Origin of the sequence: Sphingomonas gilva, from assembly GCF_003515075.1 — a bacterium.
GTDB lineage: Bacteria > Pseudomonadota > Alphaproteobacteria > Sphingomonadales > Sphingomonadaceae > Sphingomonas > Sphingomonas gilva.
Genome location: NZ_QWLV01000001.1, coordinates 904,578 through 926,211, shown reverse-complemented (window position 1 = coordinate 926,211; position 21,634 = coordinate 904,578). Strand labels below are relative to the sequence as shown.

Sequence of the window (21,634 nt, the reverse complement as noted above, 5' to 3'; positions counted from 1 at the left end):
GGTGTCGATCGCCCTCTCCTAACCGCTTCGCGCCCGCCTTGCATCCGCATTCTTGGTGCGCACCGTCGCGGCGGCGGAGGCCGGATCGTCCGGCCAGGGATGGCGCGGATAGCGCCCGCGCATCTCCTTCGCCACCGCGGCCCAGCCGCCCGCCCAGAAACCCGGCAGATCGCGCGTCGTCTGGATCGGCCGTCCGGCGGGCGAGGTGAGGCTCAGGACCAGCGGCGTGCCGTCGCCCAGCACCGGGTGCTCGGCGAGCCCGAACAGCGCCTGCACGCGCAGCTCCACGCGCGGGCCGCCGTCCGCCGCATAGTCGATCGCGTGGCTGGTGCCGGCCGGGCTGGTGAAGCGCGCGGGCGCGCGCTGCTCGATCCGCTGCAGCGCCGGCCAGCCGAGCAGATTCTCCAGCGCCTGGCGCAGCGCGGCGGGATCGACATCGCCAAGCCGCCGCTTGCCCGCCACCAGCGGCGGCAGCCATTCGCCGAGGCGGTCGATCAGCGCGGCGTCCTCCAGCGCCGCTTCGCCGGCATAGCGCGCACGGACCCGAAGCGCCTCTGCCGCCTCGCCCCAGGGCAGCAGGTCAAGCCCATGCTCGCGCACGCCCTCGACCAGCCGCGCGGCGACCGCCTCCGGATCGGCGTCGGCATCGGGTCCGCTCGACAGCCGGATCGCGCCGAGGCGGCGCTCGCGGCGCGCCTCGACGCTTCCGGTCTTGGCATCGAAGGCGAGCGTTCGGCGAGCTTCTATTCGGCTGGCGAACAGCGTCTCCACCGTCGCGGCATCGATCGACGCGGCGGAGAGGATGCGCGCGCCCGACGCCGCGCCCTGCACCTCGGCCACCGCCAACCACTCGCTCCGCGCGAGCGACGAGGCGGGATCGAGCCGATAGCCCCGCCCGCCGACCGACGCCCAGTTCTCGCCCGAAGCATCACGGCGCCGCGACAACCGGTCGGGAAAGGCGAGCGCAAGACAAATGGCGGCCGCGTCAAGCCCTCTCCCCTTCAGGGGAGAGGGAGGAGCCGCGAAGCGGCGGAGGGAGAGGGGCCGTGCCTGGAAGGCAAGTTGGGATTGGGACTCGTACTCCCCCTCCTCCCCACCCTCTCCCCTGAAGGGGAGTGGGAGGCTCCGCGCCCATCGCCGCGCCAGCGCCCTGCCCGCCTCGGCACGCCGCCCGCGTTCGCTGCGCCAGCGGCGGAGGCGCACCTCCACATCCGGATCGTTGCCGCCCAATCCGCGCTCGCCCAGCAGCACCGCGACCTCGGCCGCAACATGCGCCAGCCCCATCTCGCCCGCCCGCAGCAGCATGTGCGCCAGCCTCGGAGGCAGCGGCAGCTTGGCGATCGCGCGGCCATGATCGGTCGGCCGGCCGTCTTCGCCCAGCGCATCCAGCACCGCGAGCCGCGCTCGCGCTTCCGCCACGGCCGCCTCGGGCGGCGGATCGAGCCAACCGAGCGCCCGCGGATCGGCGACGCCCCACAGCGCGCAATCGAGCACCAGCGCCGACAGGTCCGCCTCCAGCATCTCGGGCGGGTCGAACCGCGGCAGGCCTGCGGTCGCGGCCGCTTCCCACAGCCGATAGGCGACGCCCGGCCCTTGCCGCCCGGCGCGGCCGGCGCGCTGCGTCACCGCCGCCTGGCTGGCGCGCTCGGTCACCAGCCGCGTCACGCCCGCCGCCCGGTCGTAACGGGGACGCCGCGCCAAGCCCGAATCGACGACGATACGGATGCCGTCGAGCGTCAGGCTGGTCTCGGCGATGCTGGTCGCCAGCACCAGCTTGCGCGCGCCGTCGGGTTCGGGCGCGATCGCGGCGCGCTGTGCGGCGGGCTCCATGCTGCCGTGCAGGCGGTGAAGCCGTACGCCCTTCACCCCCTCCAGCCGCTCGGCGGTGCGCTCGATCTCAGCCACGCCGGGCAGGAACGCCAGCACCCCGCCCTCGGCCTCGCCCAGCGCGCGCCGGATCGCGGCCGCCACCGAATCCTCGATCCGCGTCTCCGCCGCGCGCCCGAGATGGCGAAGTTCGAGTGGATGACTGCGCCCTTCGCTCTCGAAGACGGGGGCATCGCCCATCAGCGCGGAGAAGCGCGCGCCGTCGAGCGTCGCCGACATCGCAAGCAGCCGCAGATCCGGTCGCAGCGCCCCTTGCGCGTCGCGCGCCAGCGCCAGTCCGAAATCGCTGTCGAGGCTGCGCTCGTGCACCTCGTCGAACAGCACGGCCGAGACGCCCGCCAGTTCGGGATCGGCCTGGATGCGCGCGATGAAGATGCCCTCGGTCAGCACGGTCACGCGCGTCGCGGCGGAACGCTTGCTGTCCATCCGCGTGGCGTAGCCGAAGGTCCGCCCGACGGGCTCACCCGCGAGAGCCGCCATCCGCTCGGCAGCGGCGCGCGCCGCAAGACGGCGGGGCGAGAGAAGCAGCACCTCGCCGCCACACCAATCCTCCTCGATGAGCGCAGGGGCGACCGCGGTCGTCTTGCCCGCGCCCGGCGGCGCGACGAGGACCGCGTTCGAGGTTGATCGAAGCGCATCGAGGAGGTCCGGCAACACGGCCAGGATGGGGAGCGAAGTCATGGTTGCGGGCCGAAGGCGATCACCAGCGGTCAATGGCACGGCCTCCGTCAAACGGGAACAGGCGGCGCGGCGCGTTGCCGCCAAAACCCGCCATTAACCATCGCCGCGTAAGGGGATGATGTGCTCGGCAGTGTCAACATAGCTGTGAACATGCGCCCGGGCAGTTCGGCGGTCCGTGTGCCCTTCGATCCGGCTTCGCTTGCGGCGTACCGGATGCTGTCGATCAAGGCGGCGCTGTGCGTTCTGCTCGGCGCGGCGCTCGGCTTCGGATATGACGGGCGCGATCTCAACACCGTGCTGGTGACGCTGGCGCTCGCGGTTGGCTTCGCCTGGCTGCTGCGGCGGATCGGGCATTCGCGCATCGCAACGGCTATCGAGGGATCGGCGTTGCTGCTGGCCGCCAGCATGGCGACCGCGACGCTCAGCGCGCTGTTCGCGACCAGCGCCTTCCCCTTTCGCGACGATCTGTTGGCGCGGGCCGATCTGCTGCTGTTCCCCGGCTTCAGCTGGTTGCAGATGTTCGAACTGCTGCACCGTCAGGATCGGCTGGTCGGCGCGATGGCCTGGACCTACGGATCGCTGCTGTGGCAGCCCTTCGTGCTGGTCGCGCTGCTGGCGGCGTTCGGCCGTGAGCGGGCCGCCTGGCGCTATGTATGTGCCTGGTATGTCGCGCTGGCGACCTGCGTCGTCATATTCCCGTTCGCGCCCGCGCTCGGCCCCTATATCGCCAACCATATCCCGCCGACCGCCATTCCCGCCATGGATGTGGGCCTGGCGTGGCGCCATGCGGAGATACTGGAGCCGCTGCGGGACGGAACGCTCCGCATCGTCAGCCCCGGGATGATGACCGGCATGATCGCCTTTCCCAGCTTCCACGCCGCCGGATCGATCCTGCTGGCCTGGGGCTTTCGCGAGGTGCCCGTGATCGGCCGGGCGTTCGTCGTGCTGAACCTCGCCATGTTCGCCACGACGCCGCTTATCGGAAGCCATTATTTCGTCGATCTGCTAGGCGGGATCGCCGTTGCCGCGCTGGCGGTAGCGGCATCCCGCAAAGCGGTGCCGACGGAAGACTGACTCCCCGCGAGCCGCCTAATAGGCTCGCGCCACCGCGAATTCGACGGCCTCGACCAGCGCATCCTTGGCCTTGCCCGCAGGAAAGCCGCCCAGCGCGTCGATCGCGCGCTGGCCGTAATGGCGCGCGCGGGCGAGCGTGTCGTCGATCGCGCGCGTGTCGCGCAGCAGCCGGACGGCGTGGGCCAGGTCGTCGTCGCCGTCGCGGCGCCCCTCCACCGCGTCCTTCCAGAATGTCCGGTCGTCGGCGCTCCCGCGCGCATAGGCCAGGATCAGCGGCAGCGTCATCTTGCCCTCGCGGAAATCGTCGCCGGTGTCCTTGCCCATCGTTCCGGCGTCCGAGACGTAATCGATCGCGTCGTCGACCAGCTGGAAGGCGATGCCGAGATTGCGGCCATAGCTGTCGAGCGCCATCTCCTCGGCCTCGGGCCGTTCGGCGACGACCGCGGCGATGCGGCAGGCGGCGGCGAAGAGGGCGGCGGTCTTCGCGCCGATGATGTCCAGATAGCGATCCTCGCCCAGGTCGACGCGGCGCACGGCGGTGAGCTGGTTGACCTCGCCCTCGGCGATCACAGCGCTGGCGCTCGACAGGATCTTGAGGACCTTGAGGCTGCCGTCCTCGACCATCAGCTCGAACGACCGGCTGAACAGGAAATCGCCGACCAGCACGCTCGCCGGATTGCCCCAGATGATGTTGGCGGTGCGCTTGCCGCGACGCAGGTCGGATCCGTCGACGACATCGTCGTGCAGCAGCGTCGCGGTATGGATGAACTCGACCGCGGCGGCCAGCCGGTGGTGGCGGTTGCCGGTATAGTCGAGCAGCTTTGCCGAGGCGAGCGTCAGCATCGGCCGCATCCGCTTGCCGCCGCCGGCGATCAGATGGCCGGCGAGCTCCGGAATCAGCGGGATCTGGCTGTGCATCCGCGAAAGGATGACCGCGTTGACCGCGTTCATATCGTCCGCGACGAGCGCGATCATGGGATCGAGCGAGGGCGCGGGGCGCCCGGCGAGGCGATGGATCGAGGCGCTCATGCGGAAATGCGCATGGCTGGCCCTGCGCGCGAAGGCAAGCGCGGAAGGGTTGCGAACGCGCGCAATTGCGGCGAAAGGCCGGGTGACGCATCCTTACCCGCGGGGACCAGGCATGACCGACGCGACGCTGAGCCGCTACCGCCAGAGCATCGACAATATCGATGCCGCTTTGGTGTTCATGCTCGCCGAACGGTTCAAGATCACCCAGGACGTGGGCCGCTACAAGGCGGCGCACGATCTGCCGCCCGCCGATCCGGGCCGCGAGGAGAAGCAGATCGCCCGTCTGCGCGAGCTGGCCCGCGCCGCCGATCTCGATCCTGAGTTCAGCGAGAAGTTCCTGCGCTTCATCATCGACGAGGTGATCCGCCACCACGAACGCCTGCGCGAGTAGAGAAAGGGCCCGGCGTCGCCGCCGAGCCCCCTCCCCGCCCCACACTCTTCTAGAATTTGAAGCCGATCGCCGCGCCGTAGCGCCGCGGTTCGAGCGTGAAGACGTTGGTGAACAGCCCCGACGACTGGTCGGTCACATACATGCCGGTGATCGCGTTGTTCTCGGTCAGGTTCTGGACGAACGCGCGCGCGTACCAGCGGTCCTCGGCGCCGTTCAGCTGGATCTGCGCGTTGACCACCTCATAGCCCGGAATCCGATCGATATTGCGGTTGAAGATCGTGCCGTAGCTGTTGCCGGTATAGGCAAGGTCGGCGCGCGGCACGATCGTCATGCCGCTGTCCCCCAGGTCGATGGTGTATTGCGCGCCCACCGAGAATTTGAATTCGGGCGCCTGGGGCAGGTGATTGTCCCGGATGTTGACCGCGACGCCGCTGCCAAGCACCTCGACCGGCACCCCGGCCGCCGCCGCCGCCGCCAGATTGGCGCAGATGCTGAACGCGCCGGTCGCGCTGGTCCCCGGCACCGCCACCGGCGCGGCGAGGCCGACCGCCTGGTTGAACTGCGCGACGAAGCCGTTGGCGATCGCCGCCGATCCGCCCGCGGTCGGCGCCACCGCGCAGTTGGAGGCGTTGGTCACGTCCTTGATGATCACCACGTCCGACCGCCCGCCAGAGGGATCGCGCGGGTTGGAGAGGAACTTGTCGTCCTTCACCTTGGTGTTGAGGTAGCTCGCGTTCATATTGACGACGAAGGCCGGGATCGGGCTGACGATCGCCTCCGCCTCGACGCCGTAGATGTCGGCGTTGACATTGTCGTTGACGGAGGTGCGGGCGACGATGCGGCTGAGCTGCAGGTTCTGATACTTGTAGTAGAATGCGGTCAGGTTGAGCCGGAAGGTGCCGTTGCCGAAGGTGTTCTTCGATCCGATCTCGAACGCGTCGACCGTCTCGGGCAGGAAGGTCGTCTCGACCGCGAACACCGGCGACAGCGGCGGATTGATGCCGCCCGATTTGTAGCCGCGCGAATAGGATGCGTAGATCAGGTTGTCGGGCGTGATCTGATAGTCGAGCACCGCACGCCCGGTGAGACGCGAGAAGGAAACCTCGGCTTCCGAAAACTCCTGCACGCCCGGCACGCTCGCGTTGAAGTCGAGCGCCGGATAGTTGAGCGCGTCCTCGAGACTGTCCGAGCCATAGGGCACGACCGGGTTCACCCCGGCCGAATCGACCAGATAGGTGGTGCGCGCGCGAACGAACTTCTGATCGTCGTTATAACGCAGGCCCAGCGTCAGCTTGAGCTGATCGGTCAGGTCGAAATAGGTCTCGCCGAAGATGCCGAACGACTTCAGGCGATAATATTTGGTGTGGTTGCGATAGAAGGGCGTGGCGAAGAATGCCGCGCCGCCGGTGTTGGCCGCGCCCAGCAGACCGCTGGCATAGTCCAGCCCGAAACTGTTCACGAAATAGTTGTTGTCGAAGGTTTCGGTCTGGAAATAGATGCCGCCCAGCAGGAAGTTGAACATGCCGTCGAACGAGCTGTCGATGTGCGCCTCGGCCGAATACTGCTTGTTGCTCTGGCTCGATTCGTCGAAGTCCAGGCTCGACGCGAAACACCCGACGCTGTTGCCGCCATGGACGCCCACGCCGTTCGGGTCCGCGTCCGACTGACAGATGCCGCCGTTCGGGCCGTTGGGTATCAGGTTCTCCGCCAATTGCCCCCATGTCGCCGGATCCAGCGCCGCCGCGCCGGCCAGCTGGAACAGGCCCGGATTGTTGACGTACGGGTTCTCGACCGCGAGCAGATAGTCAGACCGCGACGCGATCTCACCGCGCGAATAGCCGCCCGTGACGTTCAACGACACCGGGCCGAAATCGTGCATCAGCTTCAGCGTATATTGTTCTTCCTCGGCGAAGTAGGTCGGGGTGTAGTCCACCCGGACGGTGCGGGCGTCCTCCGGATTCACCACGCCGGCGAACACGTCGGGGCCGTATACGCTGCCCAGGCCGAAGCCGGTGAGCAGGCCGCCCGACACGATGCCGAGGAATTCGCGCGAGCTCTGGATCGCCGCGAGCGTGGCGTTGCCGTTCAGCGTCTCGTTCTCCAGCCGGTCGGGCTGGCAGCCGAGGATGCCGGTCGGATCGCGGTGGCAGAGCTGCTTCTGGATGCGCGAGCGGTTGTCGTCCTCGCGGAAATAATAGCCGATCAGGTCAAGCGTCGTGTCGGGCCCCGGCTCCCACCGAAGCGTCCCGCGCAGCGCGAAGAGATCGCGATCGTCGATCCGCGTGTCGTCGAACTGGTTGTAGGTATAGCCGTCGCGGTTGACGTAGGTGCCGGCAAGGCGGATGCCCAGCGTCTCGCCGATGGGCAGGTTGATCATCGCCTTGCCCTTGATCGAATCGTAATTGCCGTATTCGAACTCGCCGGCCGCGCCGAAGCCCGACAGGTCGGGGCGCGCGGTGATGAAGTTGACCACGCCCGACGTCGCGTTGCGGCCGAACAGCGTGCCCTGCGGCCCGCGCAGCACCTCGATCCGTTCGAGATCGAAATATTCGGCCTCGAACAGGCGCGTGTTCTGCAGCGGCATGTCGTTGATATGGATGCCGGTCGCGCTGTCGCAGGTCACGCCGACGCACAGGTCGCCGATGCCGCGGATGGTGAAGCTGGAGCTGGTGAAGTTGGTCTTGGTGAAGGTGACGTTGGGCAGCGTGATCTGCAGGTCGCTCGCATTCTCGATCTGCTGCTCCTCCAGCGCCTCGGCGGTGAAGGCGGTGACCGCGATCGGCACGTCCTGCAGCCGTTGCGACTGGCGCTGGGCGGTGACGATGATGTCGGCGATGCCGCCTTGTTCGGGCGCAGCCTGATCGACCGACTGGGCCGTGCCGCTAGGCGCCTCGCCGCTGGTATCCTGCGCCCAGGCGGGCGCGGCGGCAAGCAGCGCAAAAGTGGATACGCCAACCAGGCCGAGTTTCGACATCCCCTTCCTCCCCCAAGTACAGCGTCCCTGTACCGAACCGGTCACGGATCGTCTGAACCCGAATCTTGAAACGTCTTTGCCGTTACGTCAACTGACGTTGTTGCGGGCAAACCGAATCTTGGAATCCATGGTTTCGGGGTGCCTTCTGTTGCGTCGCAGCAAATTTGACTTTCGGCCAGGGCCGGTCCGTAGATCACGCGATCATCTTTTCTTTGCGGTCGAACGAGCCGACGCATGGCGCGCCGCAACATCCCGGCCTTGCCGTAGCGTCATCTGTCGGAAGGGCTGAATCCGCTGTTGCGGGAAAGCCATAGCCGAGTGACGAAATCGTCCGAGACTCCCGGTTTTCCGCCAGATTTGCGTGGACTATGCCGCGCCCGGCCGTATCGTCCGGGACAAATCGGGCGATCGATTGTCACATAAGGGCAGCGAGCGCCTTCGATAGATGCGGGAACGACCGCGACGATGCTCCGGCATCGCAACCTTGGGAGGATATTGAATGGCTATCAGGACATCCTTGCTGTGCGGCACCGCTATGCTGCTGGGAACGCTCGCTCAGCCGGCCCTGGCGCAGGACACCACCGGCGCCCCCGCCCAGGATGTGTCGGCCACCGAGGACGCGTCGGTCGCGCAGGAGCCCACGGTCGCCCAGGAATCGACGGTCGCGGAGGAGGATTACCAGTCCGGCAACAACATCATCGTCACCGCCACGCGCCGCAGCGAGACCGTGCAGGACGTGCCGCTGGCGGTGACCGCGGTCGGCTCCGAACTGCTGCAGAATGCGGGCGTGGTGGACATTCGCGGCCTCGAACAGCTCGCTCCCTCCCTCCAGACCACCACCGGCCAGTCCGCCGCCACCGGCTCCTCGCTGTCGATCCGCGGCATCGGCACCGGCGGCGACAATCCCGGCTTCGAGCCGGCGGTCGGCGTCTTCATCGACGGCGTGTTCCGCAGCCGCGCCGGCGTCGCGCTCTCGGAGCTGCCCGAGCTGGAGCGCGTCGAGGTGCTGCGCGGGCCGCAGGGCACGCTGTTCGGCCGCAACACCTCGGCCGGCGCGCTCAGCATCTTCACCGCACGGCCGCAATTCGATTTCGGCGGCTATGTCGAAGGCAGCTACGGCAACTATGACGCCTACGGCATCAAGGGCGCGCTGACCGGCCCGGTGAGCGAGCAGATCGCGCTGCGCGTCGACGGCGGCTACCGCAAGCGCGACGGCTATATCCAGGACGCCAACAGCGACCGGGCGATCAACAACATCGATCGCTACAATGTCCGCGCGCAGGCGCTGGTCGACACCGGCAACCTGACCTTCCGCCTGATCGGCGATTACGCCGAGACCGACGAGAATTGCTGCGGCGCGGTCAACCTGATTCCCGGCGCGTTCGGACCGATCATCGACGGCATCGCCGCCGCCCAGGGCCTGGACGGCCTTTACAATGGCCCACCTTCGGATCGCATCCAGGCTATCTCGCCGAACCGCGACTATGCCGAGCGCGTGCGCGACTGGGGCATTTCGGGCGAGCTCAACTACGATCTGGGCAACGATCTTTCGGTCACCTCGATCACCGCCTATCGCAACTGGCGCGCGCTGCGTGATCAGGACATCGACTTTTCCGGGATCGATCGCGCCTATCGCGACGATTACCGCGTCGATCTGGAGGACTTCACCCAGGAGCTGCGCCTGCAGGGCACGGTCGGCCCGGTCGATTTCCTCGTCGGCGGCTTCTACCTGAACGAGACGCTGGAGCTGACCGATACCGTGCGGATCGGCAACGACGGCAACCGGTACGTCGATTCGATCTTCAACGCGCTCGCCGGGCCGAGCTTCGGCGGCTCGGTGCAGTTCTTCGGCTCGCTCGGCACGAGCGTGCCGACGCCGGGCGCCGTGCTGCTCAATCCGGCGGTGCCGAACTCGCTGCCGGCGCTGCAGGCGGTCTATGGCGCGCAGCTCGCGCCGCTGGTCGGCTGCTTCCGCGCGCAGGCGGGCACGGCGCCGTCCAGCCTGTGCGTGATCCCCGGCTTCCCCTCGGCGCCGATTCCCGGCCTGCTCGGCCTCGCAGCCTCGCCGCTGCCCGACGCGGAAGCCGGCCAGGGCAACAACAACGACGTGTTCCGGGTCAAGACCAACGCCTTCGCGGCGTTCACCCACAATATCGTCAACATCACCGATCAGCTGAAGCTGACCCTGGGCGCGCGCTTCAACTATGAGAAGAAGGAGCTCGACGCCTCGATCAACAACAATCTGGGCAGCTGCGGCTTCTTCGAGCAGGTCCGCGCCGGCGATCCCGCCGCGACCGCCTACGCCAACGTGCTGCGCAACCTCGGCCTCTTCAACAACCTGTTCCTGCTGAGCTGCAACCCTGCGGTGAACACCGAGTTCAACGGCAACTACAATCACGACCGCGACGAGAGCAAGGTCACCGGCACGGTCAAGCTGTCCTACGCCTTCTCGCCCGATATCCTGGGCTATGCGAGCTATGACCGCGGCTACAAGTCGGGCGGCTACAATCTCGACCAGGCGACCTTCGATTCGGTGCTGCTGGGCGGCAACGGCGCACAGGGCTCCGATCTCGAATTCGGTTCGGAAAGCGTCGATTCCTACGAGATCGGCTTCAAGACGAGCATCGCGCGCGAGTTCACCTTCAACATCGCCGCCTTCTACGCCAAATATGACGACCTTCAGTCGCTGGTGTTCAGCGGCAACAACTTCGTCGTCCAGAACATCGACTCGTCGACTTCGAAGGGTGTGGAGGCGGAAGCCATCGTCCAGCCTGCGCGCGACCTCGTCTTCCGTTTCGGCTACACCTATCTCGACGCCAAATATGACGAGAGCAACGATTTCACCGGCACGCCGCTGGAAGGTCTGGAAGGCCGGCAGATCCAGAACCAGCCGGAGAATATCGTCACCGCCGCGATGACCTATACGCCCGAGCTGACCGCCGGCATCCAGGGCCTGCTTCACATCGACATGCGCTACAACAGCGAGGTGGAGATTTCCGGCCGCGATCCCTTCAATCCCGATCGCGGCATCGTGCGCAATCCCGGCTATCCGCTGATCGCCGCGCGCGTCGGCGTGCAGACCGAGGACGGCAACATCCGCGGCGAGTTCTTCGTCGAGAACCTGACCAACCAATATTACAACATCACCGGCTTCGCGGTGCCCGAGCAGACCGGCACCTATGCCGGTTATCCCTCGACCCCGCGCTTCTACGGCGTGAAGGTCCGCCTGGGCTTCTGACACGAGCCCAGCGAAAGATGGCCCTGCCGCAGCGATGCGGCGGGGCTTTTCTTTTGAAGAAAGGCGCGATGCCCCCTACGGGACCGGCGATGTCGGTCTTCGAAACGCATATTCGCGATCTCGCCGCGCTGGCGGCGCAGGGCCGCCGCCGGAAGCCGATCGACAGGGCCGGCCTCGACTTTTCCTCGAACGATTATCTGGGCCTGGCGGCATCGCCGCAGCTTGCCGCGGCGGTGATCGAGGCGATCGGGCGCGGCGTGCCGCTGGGGTCTGGCGGATCGCGGCTGTTGCGCGGCAACCACGCCGAGCATCAGGCGCTGGAGGAAGAAGCGGCACGCTTCTTCGGCTGCGAAAGCGCCTTGTTCTTCTCCACCGGCTATGCGGCGAACGCGGCCTTGCTCGCCACGCTGCCGCAGCGCGGCGACCTCGTCGTCCATGATGCGCTGGTGCACGCGAGCGCGCACGAGGGCATGCGGCTCGGCCGCGCCGATCATCGCGCGGCCGCGCACAACGATCCCGACGCCTTCGCCGATGCGATCGGCGATTGGCGCCGTGCGGGAGGTGCTGGGCGCGTGTGGATCGCGGTCGAAAGCCTCTACAGCATGGACGGCGATCGCGCCCCGCTGCCGGCGCTGGCCGAGCTTGCGGCGCGCCACGACGCCGTCCTGCTGATCGACGAGGCCCATGCCACCGGCGTGTTCGGTCCCGACGGGCGCGGGCTCGCCGCCGCCTATGAAGGGGCGGAGAACGTCATCACCTTGCGCACCTGCGGCAAGGCGCTGGGCTGTGAGGGCGCGCTGCTGTGCGGGCCGCGGGTGGTGCGGGATTTCCTGATCAATCGAGCGCGCCCCTTCATCTTCTCCACAGCCCCCTCGCCGCTCGTCGCGGCGGCGGTCCGGGCAGCGCTCAGGCTGCTGGTCGAGGAACCCGAACGCAGGACGCGATTGCGGGCGCTGATCGGTGTCGCGGAACGGTCGCTCGCCCCCCACGGTGCGGTGGTGACGGGATCGCAGATCGTGCCGATCATCCTGGGCGACGACGCACGGACGATGCGCGCGGCTGACCGGCTCCAGGCGGCGGGTTTCGACGTGCGCGGCATCCGTCCGCCGACCGTGCCCGCCGGCACCTCGCGATTGCGCATATCGCTGACGCTCAACGTCGGACCGGGCGATGTGACCGCGCTCGCCGAAGCGCTGGGCGAGGCGCTCGCATGAGCCCCGCGCTGGTGGTGACCGGAACCGATACCGGCGTCGGCAAGACGGTGTTCGCCGCCGCGCTCGCCGGGGCGCTCGCCGGCGCATATTGGAAGCCGGTCCAGGCCGGGCTCGAGGAGGAGACCGACAGCGATTTGGTGGCGCGGCTCTCCGGATTGCCCGCGGAGCGCATCCTGCCCGAAGCCTATCGCCTGCGCACGCCCTGCTCGCCGCACCGCGCCGCCGAGCTCGACGGCGTCGCGATCGATCCGGCCCGGCTCGTGCTTCCCGGATGCGGCCATCGCCTCGTCATCGAAGGCGCCGGCGGCGCGCTCGTCCCGCTCACCCGCGATCTGGTCTTCGCCGACATCTTCGCGCGCTGGGCGCTTCCCGTGGTGCTGGTCGCGCGCACTGCGCTCGGCACGATCAACCACAGCCTGCTCTCGATCGAGGCGCTGCGCGCGCGCGGCATCGCGATCGCCGGCATCGCCTTTGTCGGCGAGGCGAACGAGGACAGCGAGGCGACGATCGCGGCGATGGGCGATGTCCGGCGGCTGGGCCGCCTCCCCCACCTCGACCCGCTCGATCGCGACGGTCTGGCCCGCGCCTTCGCCGCGCATTTCCGCGTGGAGGATTTCGCCGTATGACGTCGCCGGTCTGGCATCCCTTCACCCAGCACGGGCTTGGCGAGCCGATCCCGCTCGTCACTCATGCACAGGGCGCGGCGCTCCACACCGCGGATGGGCGGCGCATCGTCGACGCCATCTCGTCCTGGTGGGTGACGACGCACGGCCACAACCATCCGACGATCATGGCCGCCATCGCCGAGCAGGCCGCCCGGCTCGACCAGATCATCTTCGCCGGCTGGACCCACGAGCCCGCCGAGACGCTGGCGCGCGCGCTCGTGGCGATGACGCCCGCGCCGCTCGTCCATGTGTTCTTTTCCGACAGCGGCTCGACCAGCGTCGAGGTCGCGCTCAAGATGGCGCTCGGCTTCTGGGCGAACAGCGGCCGTCCGCGCGACCGCATCCTGGTGATGGAGCACAGCTATCACGGCGATACGATCGGCGCGATGTCGGTCGGCGCGCGCGGCGTGTTCAACCGGGCCTATGCCCCGCTGCTGTTCGATGTCGGCACGGTGCCGTTCCCCGAACCGGGCCGCGAACAGGAGACGCTCGACGCGCTCGAGGCGCATTGCCGGCAAGCGCCCGCCGCCTTCATCGTCGAGCCGCTGATCCTGGGCGCGGGCGGCATGCGCATCTACACGCCCGCCTTGCTGACCGAGATGCGCACGATCTGCGCGCGTCACGAGGTGCCGTTCATCGCCGACGAGGTGATGACCGGCTGGGGTCGGACGGGCACGCTCCTCGCCTGCGAGCAGGCAGGCATCGTCCCCGACATATTGTGCCTGTCCAAAGGGCTGACCGGCGGCTCGCTGCCGCTCGCGGTGACGCTCGCCACCCCGGCGATCTTCGAGGCGCACCGGTCCGAGGATCGCGCGCGCATGTTCTTCCATTCGTCGAGCTACACCGCCAACCCGATCGCCTGCGCCGCCGCTAACGCCAATCTCGCCGTCTGGCGCGACGAGCCCGTGCTCGAACGCGTCGCCGATCTCGGCGGGAGGCAGCAGGCGCAGCTCGATCGCCTGGCGGATCACCCGGCCGTCCGCAACGCCCGCCGGATCGGCACGATCGCCGCGTTCGAGATCGATGCGGCCAGCACCGGCTATCTGTCTGCGGCCGCCCCTCGGCTGACGGCGTTCTGCCGCGAGAAGGACGTGCTCCTCCGCCCGCTGGGCGACACCGTCTACGTCATGCCGCCCTATTGCATCGATGACGATGACCTGGCGAAAATCTACGCCGTCCTCGGCGAGTATCTGGAGACGGCACGATGAACCCCATCCGATCGGTCGTGATCGTCGGCGGAGGCACCGCCGGCTGGATGGCGGCGGCGGCGGCCGCGCGCTTCCTCGACGATGGCCGGCGGACGATCACGCTGGTCGAATCCGATGCGATCGGCACCGTCGGCGTCGGCGAGGCGACGATCCCGCCGATCCTCGGCTTCAACCGGCTGCTCGGCATCGACGAGGCGGAGTTCGTCCGCGCCACGCAAGCGACCTTCAAGCTGGGCATCGAGTTCGTCGATTGGGGCGCGATCGGCGAGCGCTATCTGCACCCCTTCGGCGAACATGGCCGCGATTTCGAGGGCGTCGCCTTCCACCAGTTCTGGCTGAAGCATCGGGCAGAGGCGGGGATCGGCCCGCTTTCGGACTATTCGATGTCGAGCGTGGCCGCCGCCGCCGGCCGCTTCGCCCGGCCCGTCCCCGATCCGCGCTCGCCGCTGTCGGGGCTCGGCTATGCCTATCATTTCGACGCCGGGCTCTACGCCGCTTTTCTGCGCCGTCGCGCCGAGGCGCACGGCGTGACCCGTATCGAAGGCCGCATCGCCGCGGTCGAGCGCAACGGCGAGACGGGCTTCGTCGAAGCAGTCGTGCTGGACGACGGGCGGCGCGTGACGGGCGAGTTGTTCATCGATTGCTCGGGCTTTCGCAGCCTGCTTCTCGGCGAGACGCTCGGCGTCGGCTATCGCGACTGGTCGCATTGGCTGCCCTGCGACCGCGCCATCGCGGCGCCGTGCGAACGCACCGAGCCGCTGCTCCCCTATACCCGCTCCACCGCCCGGCCCGCCGGCTGGCAATGGCGCATCCCGCTCCAGCACCGCACCGGCAACGGCATCGTCTATGCGGCCGCGCACATGGCCGACGACGAAGCCGAGGCCCTGCTGCTCGCCAATCTCGACGGGGCGGCGGCGGGCGCGCCGCGTCGCCTGTCGTTCACCGCCGGCGTGCGCGAGCGGCTGTGGGACAGGAACGTCGTCGCGCTGGGCCTGTCGGGCGGGTTCATAGAGCCGCTCGAATCGACCAGCATCCACCTGATCCAGACGGGCATCTCGAAGCTGTTCTGGCTGTTCCCGGACACCCGCTTCAGCACCGTCGAGCGCGACGAATACAACCGGCTGATGATCGATCAGTTCGAATATATCCGCGACTTCATCGTGCTTCACTACAAGGCCACGCGCCGCGACGACACGCCCTTCTGGCGCTACGTCCGCGATATGCCGATCCCGGATTCGCTGGCGCACAAGATCGCGCTGTTCCGCGAAAAGGGCCGCGTGCTGCGCTACGATCATGATCTGTTCGCGATACCCAATTGGGTGGCGGTGATGCTGGGCCAGAACATCATGCCCGACGGCTATGATCCGATGGTCGATTCGATGGACGATGCGCGCGTGCTTTCGGCGATGCGCCAGATCGCCGAAGCCAACGCCGCCGCGGCCCGGCAGATGCCGACGCATGCCGACTATATCGCCCGCCACTGCGCGGCGTCGCCGGTCTAGAGCGGGTTATAACCATATGGAGGCATCGGGACGGAGCCGATTTTGACGCACAGCTAGGAACAAAAAGGGAGCGATGCTTTCGCATCTTGACCGACGCGCGACGCCGCTGCGCGTCAGATCGCCGCCCACGCCGCGCCCGGCGCCTCGGTTCCGCCTGCCTCGGCGGGCGCCTTCCACAGCGCGCCCGGCTTGGGCAGCAGGAAATGGCTGAACGGCAGGATCGCCGCGCCCACCGCCGGCGCATCGGCGGAGAGCACCGCGCGTTCGACCGGGGCGATCACCGGCACATTGGTCGCCCGCTCCGCCAGATCGGCGTTCAGCCGCGCGGCCAGGCGATCGACATATCGGCCCGGCAGTCGTCCGCCGATCAGGATCGCCGCGGGGTTGATCAGGCAGTTGATCGCCACCACCGGTTCGGCCAGCCGCCGCACCGCCTCTTCGATCCAGCGGTCGACGACCGGCTCGATGCGCGCATCCTCGCCCGCCGCGTCGAGCATCGCGACGATGTCGAAGCCCGCGGCCGCCAGCGGGTGCGACAGGCCCGAAAGCGAGACGTAATTCTGCACCTGCGACCGCCCGCCCGCGCCGTCGTCGGCAAGCAGGAAGCCGAGCTCGCCGCTGCGCCCATGCGCGCCGCGGAAATAGGCGCCGTCCACCACCAGGCCGCCGCCCAGCGCCGAGGAGATCAGGATGTAGAAGAACGACGCGCAGCTCTGCCCGCGCCCAAGCTGCAGCTCGCCCATCGCCGCGGCGGCGGCGTCGTTCTCCACGAACACCGGCAGGCGGAGCGGCTCCGCGAACAGCGCCTCCAGATTGGCCGTCTCCCATTCGGCATAGGCGGCCGGCCGGCCCGGCAGGTCGACCAGCCCGAGATCGTCGGGAATGGCGACGCCGACGCCGACGATCCGTCCGCGGTCGATCCCCGCGCCGTCGATCAGTCCGTCGATGGAGGCACGGTAGAAATCGCCCACGTCGGCAGGCAGCGCGAACTCCACCTCGCGCGATACGCGCGCGATGGTGTGGCCCAGGAAGTTGACGATCACGATGGTGATGTGATCGCGGTCGATATTCACGCCGACCGAGAAGCACGCGTCGGGGTTGATGACGAGCTTGGTCGGCGGCTGGCCCCTGCCGCCGCGCCTTCGCCCGGCTTCGGCGATCAGCCCCTCGCCCAGCAGCCGCTTGGTGATGTTGGCGATCGCCGGCGGGGTCAGCCCGGTGATGTTGGCGAGATCGATCCGGGTCAGCGATCCGTTGACCCGGATCGCATGCAGCGTCACGCGCTGGTTGTGATCGGCGGCGCGCTCCAGGTTGGTGCCGGACAGGCGGATGCGGCCGGTCATGTCCGTACGCTCCGGCGTTCGACCTTTCTTCCGGCGCTATGATGCTGCAACATGGTGCGCCGGATAAGCGAGAGTCATAACACAATCCAATTAATTTAATCATCGGTGAGGGAGGGCGTCTGTTCGATGCAGGGCGAATTATGAGCGCGATCGATCGCAGGAAGCTGTTGCTGGCGGGGCTGGCGCTGCCGCTTGGCGCCGGATTGGCGCGCGCGCAGACCGCGCCGAGAGAGGAGAGCTGGGACGAGCGCTGGCAGCGGCTGCTGCGCGAGGACTACGGGCACCTGTTCCGCTATCGCGACGAAAACGCGGCGGTGCTCGCCGCGGGCGCGCCGGTCGGGATCGTCTTCATGGGCGATTCGATCACCCAGGGCTGGCACGAGAAGCGGCCCGATTTCTTCAAGGCGGGCCGGGTGGGCCGCGGCATCAGCGGGCAGACGACGCCGCAGATGCTGGTGCGCTTCCAGCCCGACGTGATCGACCTGAAGCCCAGCGTGGTCCACATCATGGCCGGGACCAACGACATCGCCGGCAATACCGGGCCGATGACCGAGGAGGCGACGCGCGACAATTTCCGCGCGATGACGGCGCTCGCCAAGGCGAACGGCAGCCGGGTGATCCTCGCCTCGATCCCGCCCGCGGGCGCCTTCCCCTGGCGGCCCGGCCTCGACGTGAAGGCGCCGATCGCCTCGCTCAACCGCTGGCTCAAGAGCTATGCGGCGGAGGTGGATGCGACCTGGATCGACTATCATCCGGCGCTGGCCGATGCATCGGGCGCGATGAAGCCCGGCATGGCCGATGACGGCGTCCACCCGACCCCGGCGGGCTACGACGCGATGGAGCGCGTGCTGGCGCCGGTGCTGGCGCGAATGGGCGTATGACCGTCAGCGGCTGGAAGCTCGATCGCGCAGAGCGGAATATGCTGCTCGATCGCTTCGCACCGATCTGGCCTGACGCGATCGCCGATCACGTCACGCTCGTCACGGACAGCCAGGCCCCCCAGCGCCCCCCTGCGGCCGAGGGGAAGATCGTCGGCGAGGTCGACGACGGTGAGGGGCTGCAGGCGATGGTGGTGGCGGTCGACGGTTCGACCGACCGGCCCGATGGAAGCGTGTTCCACATCACATGGTCGCTCGACCGCGCGCGCGGCCGCGAACCGGTCGAAAGCAATGACGTGATCGCGCGGCTCGGCTGGCGGCCGGTAGACCCGCCGCAGCCCGTGACGCTCATCCCCGCTATCTGGTGACGTCCCGTCGCCGGGCGCCGGCTCAATCCGCTCGCCGCCTGGTGGGCTTCGGTGCGGGCTGCTGGTCCAGCATCTTGTCCAGCCGGTCGCGAACGAGCGGTTGGACGGCGGCGATATTGCGGGTCTCCAGCGGGTCCTGCAGCAGATCGTAAAGCTCGAACGCTTTCTCGCCTGTCCGTTCGTGCGTCCATCGCACCAGCCGATAGCGGCTCGTCCTGATCGCCTGCCCCAGGCGGTTGGGCCGCGGATAGGCATGATAGGCATAGTCGCTGACGCGTGCATCGGAATCCCGAAGCACCGGAACCAGGCTTTCGCCGTCGATCGGCTGGGGCCCCTTCGGAAGAGGAAGCCCGGCGAGAGCCGCCAGGGTGGGATAGATGTCGACGGTTTCGGCAAGCTGGCCGGTCGCGTTGCCGCCCCGGATGCCGGGACCGGCGAAGATCAGGGGAATATGCGTCGCCTGTTCGAAATTGGTGTGCTTGGTCCAGATGCCGTGGTCGCCGAGATGATAGCCGTGATCGCCCCACAGGACGACGATCGTGTTCTTCGCCAGGCCGGAGCGGTCCAGCTCGTCCAGGACCTTGCCGATCTGCGCATCGACATAGGTCACGCCGGCATAATAGCCGTGGATCAACGATCGCTTGAGCTCGGCCGGGAAACGCTTCCCCGGCACGTCGGTCGGAATCTGCTTGTACGCGACGATCTCCCCGCCCTGCTTGCCGGCATAGGCCGGCGCGCCTGCGGGATGATCCTCGAATTTGGGCATCGGCAGCTTCGCCGGATCATACATGTCCCAATAGCGCTTGGGCACGGAGAACGGCAGGTGCGGCCGCGCGAAGCCGACGGCGAGGAAGAAGGGCTGCTCCTTCCCCCGAAGCGCGCGCAGCCGTTCGATCGCGCGCGCCGCGGTCCGGCCGTCGGCATAGGCCTCGTCGGGCACGTCCGGCTTTTCCCAGGCCGAGCCGCGCGCCAGCGTGCGGGCATAGGCGAAGGCGTCGTCGCCCTTCACCGGCACCTCGTAGAACAGCGCCTCCTCCCGGGTGGGGACACCGCCGGTGCTGGCGGGGTCGAGATATTCGATCACCTTGTCCTTGTGGTGCGGAACCGACCAGCTCGCGGGGTCGCCGTTCGTGCCGTGACCGATATGATAGACCTTGCCCATGCTTTCGGCGTGATATCCGGCGGCCATGAAATGCTGCGGCAGCGTCACCGCGCCGGGCAGGTAATCGCGGAAGTTCACGCCGAAATCGTAGACGCCGCTGGATGTCGAACGCGACGCGGTCATCAGGTTGATCCGGCTCGGCGCGCAGACCGCCTGATTGGCGTAGGCCATGTCGAACTGCATCCCGCGGCTGGCCAACCGGTCGAGATTGGGGCTGATCGCCACCGGGTCTCCATAGGTGCGAAGCGTGGGCTTCAGATCGTCGACGAGGATCAGGAGGACGTTCGGCCTCTGCGCCGTTGAAGCCGGCGACGCGGGGCCTGCCGGTCGCGCCGGGCCCGCCATTGGCGCGCAGGCGGCCGTCGCGGCCATGAACATGCCCGCAACGGCCGCACGGGCGCTCGATCCAAGTTTCAGCTTATTTATCATACAGAGAGGCTAGCGGCACCGAATGCGGACTGCAATGCCTGCTCGCATCTCACACCTGACCGGGTCTGATCGCCCGTCTCCGTCGGCTGGACACGATCCGATTGCCGCCTATAATCGCATTTATATGATTCATGATCGGGGGTAGGACGATGCACGGTGGTTCGACGCGACGGCGTTTGTTGCAGGGCGCGTTCTCGGCCATGGTCGCTTGCATCGTCGGCGCCGGATCGGCCGTCGCGGCGTCCGGCCAGCAAGCAGCCTCTTCCGCTCCATCTGCCCGGCCGAACCTGGTGATCTTCCTCGCGGACGATCTCGGCTACAAGGACACCGGCCCCTATCGCAATCGCGATGTCCGCACGCCGAATCTCGATCGGCTGGCCGCCCAGGGCGTCGCCTTCGACCGCGCCTTCGTCGCGTCGCCGGCCTGCGCGCCCAGCCGCGCCGCGCTGCTCACCGGCCTGATGCCGGCGCGCAACGGCGCCGAAGCCAACCAGGTCGCGCCGCACAGCTGGATCCGCAAGCTTCCCTCCTATCTCCAGGCGGCGGGCTATCAGGTGGTCGCGTTCGGCAAGGTCGCGCATTACCGCCAGACCGGCCAGTACGGCTTCGACCATTTCGCGCACGACACGTTCCACGATCCGGACGGCGTGCCCGCGGCGATCGAGTGGCTGAAGAAGCGGCGCGATCCGCGGCCGCTGGCGCTGTTCGTCGGCAGCAACTGGCCGCACGTCCCCTGGCCCAAGACGTCGGAGGGCTATGACCCCGCGGCGGTCGGGCTTCCCGGCAAGTCGATCGACACCCCCCTCACCCGCGACGCCCGCGCGCGCTATTACGCCGCGGTGACGCGCATGGACACCGAACTCGGCCAGGTGCTGGAGACCAGCGACCGCATCCTCGGCCCGCGGACGATGGTGCTGTTCACCTCGGACCACGGCGCGCAATGGCCGTTCGGCAAGTGGAACCTCTACGACACGGGCACGCGCGTGCCGCTGGTCGTGCGCTGGTCCGGCCGGGTGAAGGCGGGCACGCGCAGCGACGCGATGGTCAGCTGGGTCGATATCCTGCCGACCTTGATCGATGTCGCCGGCGGGACACCGCCCAAGGACATCGACGGGCGTTCGTTCGCCCCCGTGCTGCGCGGCGCCGGCAGCACCGCGCGGACGGAGATCTTCACCACCCACACCAACGACGGCAAGGTCAACGTCTATCCGATGCGCAGCGTGCGCACCGATCGCTGGAAATATATCCGCAACCAGCATCCCGAGTGGGTCTACACCACCCATATCGACCAGTTCGTCGATCGCGTCGATTCGGGCACCTATTTCCCCTCCTGGCGCGAGGCGGCCAAGACCGACGCCCGCGCCCGCGGCATCGTCGCGTCCTATTATCGCCGCCCGGCCGAGGAGCTGTACGATCTCGCCGCCGATCCCGAAGAGACCCGCAACCTCGCCGCCGATCCCCGCCATGCCGAAACCCTCGCGCAGCTCCGCTCGCGCCTCGACGCATGGCAGCGCGAGCAAGGCGACACCATGCGCCTCGACGCCCCGCCGCACCTGAACGAGGACCGCACCGTCACCAAGTGAGGAGTTCC

At 68.1% G+C, this 21,634-nt stretch carries 15 protein-coding genes; 10 read left to right on the top strand and 5 right to left on the bottom strand.

What is annotated here, in order from left to right:
- Positions 1–18: 18 nt before the first annotated feature.
- Positions 19–2,568 carry an ATP-dependent helicase HrpB gene (gene hrpB, locus D1610_RS04275; protein ID WP_118862833.1) on the bottom strand — a complete coding sequence of 850 codons (2,550 nt, stop codon included), beginning with the start codon at positions 2,566–2,568 and terminating at the stop codon, positions 19–21.
- Between the two features lie 150 nt (positions 2,569–2,718).
- Here hrpB and D1610_RS04270 point away from each other — a divergent pair, with 150 nt between their 5' ends.
- Positions 2,719–3,642, top strand: a complete 924-nt coding sequence (locus D1610_RS04270; protein ID WP_118862832.1) for a phosphatase PAP2 family protein — start codon at positions 2,719–2,721, stop codon at positions 3,640–3,642.
- 15 nt (positions 3,643–3,657) lie between these two features.
- Here the strand turns inward: D1610_RS04270 and D1610_RS04265 are convergent, their stop codons facing one another.
- Entirely contained in the window at positions 3,658–4,671 is a 1,014-nt protein-coding gene (locus tag D1610_RS04265) for a polyprenyl synthetase family protein (protein WP_118862831.1), read from the bottom strand.
- 112 nt (positions 4,672–4,783) lie between these two features.
- Between D1610_RS04265 and D1610_RS04260 the strand changes: the two genes are divergently transcribed.
- Positions 4,784–5,062 (top strand): chorismate mutase, encoded by a 279-nt coding sequence (locus D1610_RS04260; RefSeq protein ID WP_118862830.1) that lies wholly within the window; start codon positions 4,784–4,786, stop codon positions 5,060–5,062.
- Positions 5,063–5,111: 49 nt separating this feature from the next.
- Here D1610_RS04260 and D1610_RS04255 read toward each other — a convergent pair whose 3' ends face one another.
- On the bottom strand, positions 5,112–8,036 hold the full coding sequence (locus D1610_RS04255; RefSeq protein ID WP_118862829.1) for a TonB-dependent receptor: 2,925 nt from the start codon (positions 8,034–8,036) through the stop codon (positions 5,112–5,114).
- 499 nt (positions 8,037–8,535) lie between these two features.
- On the opposite strand from D1610_RS04255, the gene D1610_RS04250 reads away from it, so the two are divergent.
- From D1610_RS04250 to D1610_RS04230, 5 genes are all read left to right on the top strand, one after another.
- Positions 8,536–11,274 (top strand): TonB-dependent receptor, encoded by a 2,739-nt coding sequence (locus D1610_RS04250; RefSeq protein WP_118862828.1) that lies wholly within the window; start codon positions 8,536–8,538, stop codon positions 11,272–11,274.
- An 89-nt stretch (positions 11,275–11,363) separates the two neighbouring features.
- Positions 11,364–12,488 (top strand): 8-amino-7-oxononanoate synthase, encoded by a 1,125-nt coding sequence (locus D1610_RS04245; protein WP_118862827.1) that lies wholly within the window; start codon positions 11,364–11,366, stop codon positions 12,486–12,488.
- A complete protein-coding gene (gene bioD / locus D1610_RS04240) occupies positions 12,485–13,114 on the top strand; it encodes a dethiobiotin synthase (RefSeq protein WP_118862826.1) in 630 nt (209 codons plus the stop codon). Before D1610_RS04245 ends, bioD begins: the two co-directional genes overlap by 4 nt.
- Positions 13,111–14,361, top strand: coding sequence for an adenosylmethionine--8-amino-7-oxononanoate transaminase (locus tag D1610_RS04235; protein WP_118862825.1), 1,251 nt, complete (start codon positions 13,111–13,113; stop codon positions 14,359–14,361). The genes bioD and D1610_RS04235 overlap by 4 nt, the downstream gene beginning before the upstream one ends.
- Entirely contained in the window at positions 14,358–15,863 is a 1,506-nt protein-coding gene (locus D1610_RS04230; RefSeq protein ID WP_118862824.1) for a tryptophan halogenase family protein, read from the top strand. Before D1610_RS04235 ends, D1610_RS04230 begins: the two co-directional genes overlap by 4 nt.
- A 113-nt stretch (positions 15,864–15,976) precedes the next feature.
- Here D1610_RS04230 and D1610_RS04225 read toward each other — a convergent pair whose 3' ends face one another.
- On the bottom strand, positions 15,977–17,206 hold the full coding sequence (locus D1610_RS04225; RefSeq protein ID WP_118862823.1) for an ROK family transcriptional regulator: 1,230 nt from the start codon (positions 17,204–17,206) through the stop codon (positions 15,977–15,979).
- A gap of 140 nt (positions 17,207–17,346) precedes the next feature.
- On the opposite strand from D1610_RS04225, the gene D1610_RS04220 reads away from it, so the two are divergent.
- Together D1610_RS04220 and D1610_RS04215 are read left to right on the top strand one after the other, a co-directional pair.
- Positions 17,347–18,087, top strand: coding sequence for an SGNH/GDSL hydrolase family protein (locus D1610_RS04220; RefSeq protein ID WP_118862822.1), 741 nt, complete (start codon positions 17,347–17,349; stop codon positions 18,085–18,087).
- Entirely contained in the window at positions 18,084–18,452 is a 369-nt protein-coding gene (locus tag D1610_RS04215) for a hypothetical protein (RefSeq protein WP_118862821.1), read from the top strand. The genes D1610_RS04220 and D1610_RS04215 overlap by 4 nt, the downstream gene beginning before the upstream one ends.
- 22 nt (positions 18,453–18,474) lie before the next feature.
- Here D1610_RS04215 and D1610_RS04210 read toward each other — a convergent pair whose 3' ends face one another.
- Positions 18,475–20,043 carry a sulfatase gene (locus tag D1610_RS04210; protein ID WP_425453198.1) on the bottom strand — a complete coding sequence of 523 codons (1,569 nt, stop codon included), beginning with the start codon at positions 20,041–20,043 and terminating at the stop codon, positions 18,475–18,477.
- 200 nt (positions 20,044–20,243) lie between these two features.
- Between D1610_RS04210 and D1610_RS04205 the strand changes: the two genes are divergently transcribed.
- Positions 20,244–21,626 (top strand): sulfatase family protein, encoded by a 1,383-nt coding sequence (locus tag D1610_RS04205; protein ID WP_118862995.1) that lies wholly within the window; start codon positions 20,244–20,246, stop codon positions 21,624–21,626.
- Positions 21,627–21,634 lie beyond the last annotated feature (8 nt).